We start from the raw sequence: 8208 nt of genomic DNA, 5'->3' as shown, positions 1-8208 counted from the left end.
TCATCTTTTTGCTTCTTTACTTACTCATGAACCTCCTATGGGTAAGTTATTTTCATCTTCTTCCTTTTTTACTTACTCATGAACCTCCTATGAGTTACTATATTTCATCTTCTTTCTTAAAAAACGAGGGTTCCCATAAAAAGTGGGACAATATCTTTTAATAATAAATTATATTACCCTAACGTTCCTATTTACTTCTCATAAAGTCCAAAAAGAGATAAAATAAACCTATCTTAATTGTATTTTTTGAAGTTAATGGAGGTATTTTCTTTTGAGTAACGAAAATCAAACAATGTATGATTATATAGGGAAAGAAAAATTAGAAGAGCTTGTGGATACTTTTTATTCTTATGTTTCAAAGCATGAGAGACTTTCACCAATATTTCCAGGTGACTGGGAGGAGACTGCACGTAAACAAAAACTATTTTTAACACAGTTTTTAGGTGGACCACAATATTATAGTATGGAACGTGGTCATCCAAGAATGCGCGCGCGTCATTTGCCTTTTCCAATTACAATTGAATTAGCGCATGACTGGCTGGATTGCATGGGAAAAGCGATGGATGATGTCGATCTAGATGAAGAAATTAAAGAGCCATTATTACAACATTTAAGAAATGTTGCTTACCATATGGTGAACCAAGAATAATCTTTAGGGGATATATTATGAGTGAGAGGCCAATTATTTTATTTGATAGTGAATGTATTTTGTGCAATGGAGCCGTTCAATTTATTATTAAACATGACCAAAAAGGATATTTTCATTTTGCCGCATTACAATCTACTTTTGGCGAAAAGCTTAAGAAGGATCACCCCGAACTTTGTTCAATTGATTCAATTATTCTTGTACAAAATGGAAAAATAAAAATTGAATCTTCAGCTGCCCTTTCTATTGCAAAAAATTTAGAAGGTTGGCCAAAATTTTTCTATGCCTTTATCATAATCCCAACAACAATACGTGACCATTTATATAGACTGATCGCAAGAAATCGTTTTAAATTTTTTGGAAAAAACGAATCGTGTATGATTCCATCAAAAGAAATTAGGGATCGATTTTATTTATAAAAGTCCTCTTCAATTGAAAGAGCCACAAGGTTATCATTTCCCTTGTGGTTCTTTTTTAGTTCCCGAATTAACTTTTTATTAGAAATCTTGTTAAAGCGAGCCCTAAAAATCCAACACCCATTCCAATTAGCCAACCAGAATGTGGTTCATGTAATAAACTTCCAATTCCTCCGCCTAGAAACATACAGCCTACAAACACGATTCCACCAATACCAGCACCTCTATTACTCAAAATCTGACCATCCTCTCCAAATAAATATTTCCTATCTATTTGTGATTAGATACCTTTTTGTATTTCTCTATTTTTTATTTAGCTTTTTCCTAAAAAATTCCAGTAATATTTTCCAATTTACTAATTTATTAGAATTTTATTACTATTTAACAACAAATTTTATATAATAATAACAGACGTTAAGAATTAATTTGAAATCATTTATATCTTCTTAATAGCATTTTTTAACGTCAAATAATTTTGTAAAATCTTATGCGGAGCGTGATTAAATTTGCAGAAGCACAGACGTAGAAACACACCAGCATTTACTGTTTTAGCTTACTTTACATTAGTTGCAGGAGTATTTTTGTTTTGTATTGGACTTTATAATGCAGATATGGAGTTAAACGAAAAAGGTTATTATATTGCAGTTATGCTATTAGTAGCAGTAGGCTCAATTTTAACCCAAAAGGTTGTTCGTGATAATGCCGAAGATGATGATATTATCGCGGATCAAGAAGTTCAATTAAAGATGAAGTTAGATAGCTCAATAAAGAAAGAAACAAAAAATTTATAAAAACATAAAGGGGATCACAAAAAGTATTTTTACTTTAGTGATCCCCTTTTTTTATGATGATAAAGTTTTTATTCCCAAACTCGTTTTAATTTAAAGAATTCTTGAATATAGCCATAAAGTGAAATTGGCGACATAATCATTTGATAGCATAATAGGAAGAATAGAAATCCTATACGATTATTTCTTATTCTTAAATTTAAATTACGGAAAACATAGTTTTTCTGGTAAAAATAAAGGATTGAATAGCTAATGAATGTTAATGGGAGAACTAATAAAGTCATTGGTCCAACAATAATGTTGATTCCAAAAAACGCTAAAATCAATCCAGGAATCCAACATAAAGTGTAAATAAGATCTAAGTAAACCATCAAGAGGTTAATACCAGTTAAATACTTTGTATATACTTGTGGTTGTTGCCACGGTTTTATTTCAATTAGTCCTTCAACCATCCCTCTTGCCCACCTTGATCTTTGTTTAGCAAAATGACCAAAGGTAGTAGGTGCATCAGTAAATGCTACTGCTAAAGGTTCGAAATATACCTTCCATTGCTTTTGTAAAAGTCTCCATGTTAGAACGATATCTTCTCCAATTGCATCTGGCCAACCATTGACTTCCTTGACACAATCAGTTTTATATAAACTAAACGCCCCTTGTGCAACTAGTGTTCCTTGATATAATCCCTGAAGTCTTTTTATAGAAGCAATTCCTAAAAAGTAGTCCCATTCTTGGATCTTAGTCCAAAATGTTTCACGACTATTACGAACTAACATTGAGCCAGCAACAGCACAAACATCGGTAGGGCTACTTTTTATTCTTGAAACTAAGTATCTTACTGCGGAAGGATGAATTAATGTATCTGCATCTAATGTAATGACATATGTTGTTTTTACATACTCCAAACCTAAATTAAGTGCATGAAATTTACCTGGTTTTGGTTGATGTAATAAAGTTATATTTGAATTTAACTCTGTTTTCGCCCTCATTACTTCACGATCTGTACCATCAGTTGAATTATTATTAATAACGATAACGTTTATTTCACCAGTATAGTCTTGATCTGAAATATATTTTAACGTATTAAAAATAGCACCTTCTTCATTATAAGCAGCCACTAATACAGTTACCGAATCATCTGGAAATTCATTTTTAAAATTCGGTTGTTTATCGAGTAGTAAACTTATGACTAAAAAAGTGCTCATATAGCCCGGTATATAGGCAATACCTCCTATTATGATGATTGCTACTGGCGTAGTAACAACGTCAGATAAGTCCTTTACCCAAGGAATTGATAAATAAATTGAAAAAAGTAACCAAGAAAATGAAATAAAATGGCTAAACCAAAATTTCTTATTTACTGTTAAATAATAACGGTTTCCTTTTTTTTGTATAGGAGACAAGTTAGGTTTCAATAGCCTTCCTCCTTTTTATGAAAATTAATCGATAAGAATCATTATATCACTATAGTTTATATTAATATCCTAACAACTTATGGTAAAAATGAGTTAATCAATGATTTTTTATAACACCTTCATTTACTTAATAAAGACAAAAAAAGAACTGAAATTTGATCAGTTCTTAATCGCTAGCCAATATTATTTTTTAAAAGATAATCCATTCTCTTCCAATGCATTTTTAATTGTCATAATCGCCTTAGGTCCCATTCCATGTAATTTTAATACTTCCGCTTCACTTAATTGTGTGAATTGCTCCAACTGTAAGTAACCTTCTGAAGTTAATGCTCTAATTGCAGGTTTAGCTAATCCATTTGGTAGTGAATTTTCACTCATATAAAATCCTCTCCTATTTAAAATTTTTATCAAGCCAATTCAATATGTCGTTTTTCATACTAGTTGTGATTGTATGATTTACATCCTTATACTTAAGAAAATCTATATAATAATGATGATTTGTTTTTAAAAAATCGAGTTGCCCACCAATTGGAATAACTAGATCCTGTTCGCCATGTAAAAATAAAACAGGCTTTCTTATCGTACTTTTTTTATATTTTGGATCATATATCACAAACTTTTCCAATTCACTATCATTTAATGGTTCTCTTCTATCTTTTATACGAAAATCCTGCTCAGAATAAATATAAGAACTTGATCCATTAATATTAATTAGCCCGGCATAACTATTGTTTGAAAAAAACATTCCACTTGCAATGAAACCACCCATTGAACTGCCTAACAGAATCGTATTTTCTTTTTGTAAATTAAGCTGATATATCATTTCATCTTCTTCATCAATTGTTTCAAATATCGATTTCCAAAAATATGTTTGTAAAATCTCTTGATCGAAATGGTTATTTAGAGCTTGTCTGGAATCATGGTATTTAATTTCGGGAATAACAACTTTAAATCCTAATTCAGATAGCTCATTGCCAAGTTTTATTTGTGATTCAATCGTTGAACCCCAACCATGAAACATGATGATTGTTTCTTTCCTACTAAATATATTTGGGGTTATTTCATAATAATTAATCATTTTTAGCACCTAAATTTCATTATTTTCTATCGTAATATTAAATCATTCTAATAATAACAAAATTATTTGAATTTTGAATTGCCATATTTAAAAAAATGCTATAAAATACTTTTGTTTGTATACAATGATATTATCTTTAAAATTAATTTTTTGCCTATTTACTTCACGCGGAAAAAATCGAGGATGTGTATATCAATGGTTCACCATTTAAACTTACTAATTAGTCACTATGGTTATTTAGGCATCATTTTAGCATTAATAGGAGGAATTATAGGATTACCACTACCAGATGAAATTCTTTTAGTATACATAGGTTATAATGTATTTATAGGTAGATTATTATATTTACCTTCAATAGCTTGTGCGATGATTGGAATCATTTGTGGAATCTCATTAAGCTATTTACTTGGATACATATTTGGTTTACCTTTACTTAATAAATATGGACCAAAAGTTCATATTACAGAGAAAAAAATTGAAATGACAAAAAGCTTATTTACAAAATTTGGACCATATATTCTTATAATAGGATTTTTTATACCCGGAGTCAGGCATTTAACTGCTTATTTTGCTGCCATTAATAAATATTCGTATAGAAAATTTGCAACGTTTGCATTTATTGGAGCAATCCTTTGGGGATTCACTTTTATAACATTAGGAAAAATTTTTGGTGAAGAATGGGATAAAGTTGCGTCTATTTTTGCAAAGTATAGTTTAGTCATTTTTCCAACTGCCTTATTGATTGCGATTGTATTCTTTTTCCTATATAGAAAACGATTAACTACAAATTAGAGTTAGGCAACTATTAAAAAGACGAGGCATTGTGATTGCTCATTTCTTTGATTTACAAGTCCAGTAATAGATTAAAACGTTAGTCAAAAAACACCGAAGGACCTTAGAAAAGGTCTTTTTTTTTGTTTATTTTTATCGGTAATTTACTGGCAGTTTAGTTGCATAAGGAAAATGGTTAATGGAACAACTTTTTAGTAGATAGTTATTTTCATGGTATTTGAATAAGAAGAGATGATCTTATTCATTTAAATATGTTTCCCAATCGCAGTCTTCTATTTTAATAAAGTTGCCGTCTTCGTTTCTTTCGTATGCACATAAAGGAGGTTCTTCAATAAAATCTAGAATGGAGTCATCGATATTTAGGATTACACCAATAGATATAACCTGAAAATTTTTGGAATCACCAAGAAATTCATCATCTTCGAAACCACTTAATATTGACCAACCAGAGTCACCTTCGCCTTTCGAAACATCCCTTAGTAGAAAGTTAAACTCTCTTTTTTCAAGTACATCATCACTAACAATGACCTTTGTATCAAAATAGTAATCCCAATTTGAGGAATTTGGGTCATCATATTCTGTATCACAAATGTTTTCAATTCCAAATGCAACTTCATCGCCAGCTTTTAAATCTTGTATTCAATAAGGTTTGTTATCTAGTTTTCCAATAAATTTTTGATCATCCATCTGAGTTATTTCGACCCAATTACTATATCATTTCTAATTCAACTTAACTCTAAAAATAATAAAGGAGCCGATCGATTGATCAGCTCCCATTGTTGTACAACCCCTCTCAGAACCGCGCTTGCACTATTAATGCACACGGCTCCTCCAAGTTATCATTCATAGAATGTAGCAATCTTAAATATTGCTAATTCTACTATCCTTAATAGTTTTGTTTCCATTTATTCTACCTCTGTGTGTAGTAAATGTGTCCCTATTAAGGGTGATTCTTTGGTAGCAGCCTTTCCTCCATTGGCATTACCCAACTTCATAGGTACTACGCTGCTATCCGGCTCCCTACATCGGCATTTGGTTTCCTTACTTGTTATCGTTTGTACACCATACTCTTCTTCTAAATGAAAAGACCAGTAGGGTCTCCCGAGTTGCCGTATCATATCAATGTATTACGTGCCAAGGTCTCTGACTCCGGAGAGGTTTTACCCTTCTTGCCTTTAATGAAAGGTAAAATGTTGCTTTCTGCTATGCGTAAGGCATCAGCCCTCTCGTTTTACTAACATTTCGAAGCTCAATCCCTTCAACCATTTGGCTTTCGGCCCGCAACCTAACTGTCTACGCTTAAAGACTAAAGTTACCTTTAGCCCTCCAAGACTCGCTACGAGTGAATGGCTAGTTCTTACTCGACGGGAATCCCACCCGCTATATGATACGACCTAGGCTCGGCCGCACACGCATGCGTTAGTTATATAAGATAATGTTGATAAATTATGAAACTAAGGAAAACACCTTAAAGTAGGTGCATCCCTTAGTTTTTAATTATTCAAACTCAAATTTAATATAGGCATTTTCTAAGCCTATTAAATATTTTAATGTTTTACCTAATCCAAAGTTGTTCGGTAAATCCTTTTCTAAAACAAATGTTACATATCCTGCTTTGCCTGGTGTTAAATTGGTTAATTGAAGATGGTCATTATTATCGTAAATGTAAGAAATTATAAATTCATAGTAATCTTTTTCTTTGTCACTTGAATTCAATCCAACATCGTATAATCTTACTCTTGCTCCTGCCCATATTTCCTCATCATCCTTAATATTAGACAATGGTATCCATTTTGACTTATTCAATATTTCATCCCTTTTCTTGTTTTTTGATTAAACACTGAATCTGATTGCTTGTTGTACTATTGCATGAGTTAGTTGTATTAAATTAAAAATATTATTAAAGGATTTTACGAAACATTAAAATAACATATCTATACCTAAAATTAGTAAAAATAAGCCCAAAATAATATATACAATTTTTGTAACCCATACTGGCATTAATGGAAGAACCGTTCTTAAAAATTCATCAAACCAACCGTTACCTGCAATTACATATCTGCTATTCTTATCGTTTTCACGTTTTTCTTTAGTATATCTTAAACCCATTATTATTAGTGTAATTCCAGAAACAATAAAGAATAAGCAAAATAAAAAAAATCCAATATCCACTTTCATTTATCCCCTTAAATTTAACAATAATTGCTGTTAAAAAACTTCTTTTTTGAATTTATTATACCATTCCTTATTCAACTAAACTGCCATTTAGCTTAATAAAAAAATCGGCTACAAAGCCGATCATGTTGTTCAACTAAAGCATGAGTTAGTTGCATAACATAAGAAAATGTTGATGTAGTAAATGAGGTTATTTGTAGTACAAAAAAGGATAGAAATAGCAGATACTACTTCTGATTTCCTATCCTTCTTTTTGTTTTAAAATGTTCGACATTTAAAGTACACACGGATACTTTGTATAATGCTTTATTTTTAAGTTCTTTTTATAGAATGCATTTTCAAAGTCTAATTAAATAGCAGTAGAAGCAGCTACTCCATAAACTGCACTTTGTGTCAAGTTACCAATCAGGAATAAAGATAACGCATCATTTCTTGCAAGTGGGTTACCAGGAATATTAGTGGTCCATGTTACAGTTGCAGGTGCTGGTGCATAAGGGGTAGCATTGGAGAAAAGTACGGGCTGTGGCCCTACATCTGTCGGTCTAATGGAAAAAATAAAGGTTCCGGACATAACGGCTGTATTAGTAAACGTAATTGTAGATATTATATTTGCAACTGCGGGTGCCACTGCATTATTAATCACATTAACACATATTTGAAAAGTGTATGACCCAACTGGTAAGTTATTTATATTTACAGATGCTGTAAATCCGACTATGGTTCCTGTTGCTCCAATAGTAATAGGGATAGTTTGAGAAGTTGCACCAGGTGAACCGACTATACGCTGAAAACCCGTAGCCGTCCCTTCAAATACAAAAATTTTTGTGGAAGTTATCGGAGTTGGACCGGTTGGGCCTGTTGCTCCTGTCGCTCCAGCTGTTCCAGTTGCTCCTGTCGCTCC

General features: G+C 31.7%; 10 protein-coding genes and 2 pseudogenes. 4 read left to right on the top strand and 8 right to left on the bottom strand.

Annotated elements, in window-relative coordinates; translation table 11 throughout:
* Window positions 1-292 precede the first annotated feature (292 nt).
* Both BM319_RS00065 and BM319_RS00060 read left to right on the top strand, forming a co-directional pair.
* The gene (locus BM319_RS00065) at window positions 293-649 is read left to right on the top strand and encodes a globin domain-containing protein (RefSeq protein WP_049819805.1); all 357 of its coding nucleotides are present in this window, start codon (window positions 293-295) and stop codon (window positions 647-649) included.
* A 17-nt stretch (window positions 650-666) separates the two neighbouring features.
* Window positions 667-1065, top strand: a complete 399-nt coding sequence (locus BM319_RS00060) for a thiol-disulfide oxidoreductase DCC family protein (protein WP_069033460.1) — start codon at window positions 667-669, stop codon at window positions 1063-1065.
* A 67-nt stretch (window positions 1066-1132) separates the two neighbouring features.
* Here BM319_RS00060 and BM319_RS24470 read toward each other — a convergent pair whose 3' ends face one another.
* On the bottom strand, window positions 1133-1297 hold the full coding sequence (locus BM319_RS24470; protein WP_175403474.1) for a hypothetical protein: 165 nt from the start codon (window positions 1295-1297) through the stop codon (window positions 1133-1135).
* 271 nt (window positions 1298-1568) lie between these two features.
* On the opposite strand from BM319_RS24470, the gene BM319_RS00055 reads away from it, so the two are divergent.
* Complete coding sequence (locus BM319_RS00055) at window positions 1569-1853, top strand: YiaA/YiaB family inner membrane protein (protein WP_069033461.1); 285 nt, start codon at window positions 1569-1571, stop codon at window positions 1851-1853.
* A 68-nt stretch (window positions 1854-1921) separates the two neighbouring features.
* On the opposite strand, the gene BM319_RS00050 is transcribed toward BM319_RS00055, so the two are convergent.
* From BM319_RS00050 to BM319_RS00040, 3 genes are all read right to left on the bottom strand, one after another.
* Window positions 1922-3262: a glycosyltransferase family 2 protein gene (locus tag BM319_RS00050; RefSeq protein ID WP_069033462.1), complete on the bottom strand. Its 1341-nt coding sequence runs from the start codon at window positions 3260-3262 to the stop codon at window positions 1922-1924.
* 183 nt (window positions 3263-3445) lie between these two features.
* Window positions 3446-3640, bottom strand: coding sequence for a helix-hairpin-helix domain-containing protein (locus tag BM319_RS00045; RefSeq protein WP_069033463.1), 195 nt, complete (start codon window positions 3638-3640; stop codon window positions 3446-3448).
* A gap of 13 nt (window positions 3641-3653) precedes the next feature.
* Window positions 3654-4340: an alpha/beta hydrolase family protein gene (locus BM319_RS00040; protein ID WP_069033464.1), complete on the bottom strand. Its 687-nt coding sequence runs from the start codon at window positions 4338-4340 to the stop codon at window positions 3654-3656.
* Window positions 4341-4535: 195 nt separating this feature from the next.
* On the opposite strand from BM319_RS00040, the gene BM319_RS00035 reads away from it, so the two are divergent.
* A complete protein-coding gene (locus BM319_RS00035) occupies window positions 4536-5132 on the top strand; it encodes a DedA family protein (RefSeq protein ID WP_069033465.1) in 597 nt (198 codons plus the stop codon).
* Between the two features lie 237 nt (window positions 5133-5369).
* Here BM319_RS00035 and BM319_RS25185 read toward each other — a convergent pair.
* The 4 genes and pseudogenes from BM319_RS25185 to BM319_RS24465 all read right to left on the bottom strand — a co-directional run.
* A pseudogene (locus tag BM319_RS25185) lies at window positions 5370-5837 on the bottom strand (immunity protein Imm33 domain-containing protein); the annotation flags it as partial.
* Window positions 5838-6629: 792 nt separating this feature from the next.
* Window positions 6630-6920: a hypothetical protein gene (locus tag BM319_RS00020; protein WP_069033476.1), complete on the bottom strand. Its 291-nt coding sequence runs from the start codon at window positions 6918-6920 to the stop codon at window positions 6630-6632.
* 132 nt (window positions 6921-7052) lie between these two features.
* Window positions 7053-7304 (bottom strand): hypothetical protein, encoded by a 252-nt coding sequence (locus BM319_RS00015; RefSeq protein ID WP_069033467.1) that lies wholly within the window; start codon window positions 7302-7304, stop codon window positions 7053-7055.
* A 352-nt stretch (window positions 7305-7656) separates the two neighbouring features.
* A pseudogene (locus tag BM319_RS24465) lies at window positions 7657-8208 on the bottom strand (hypothetical protein); the annotation flags it as partial.

It is taken from the genome of Bacillus sp. UNCCL81, from assembly GCF_900112535.1.
GTDB classification, from domain to species: Bacteria; Bacillota; Bacilli; order Bacillales; family Bacillaceae_G; genus Gottfriedia; species Gottfriedia luciferensis_B.
This window is presented reverse-complemented; position numbering and strand designations above follow the sequence as displayed.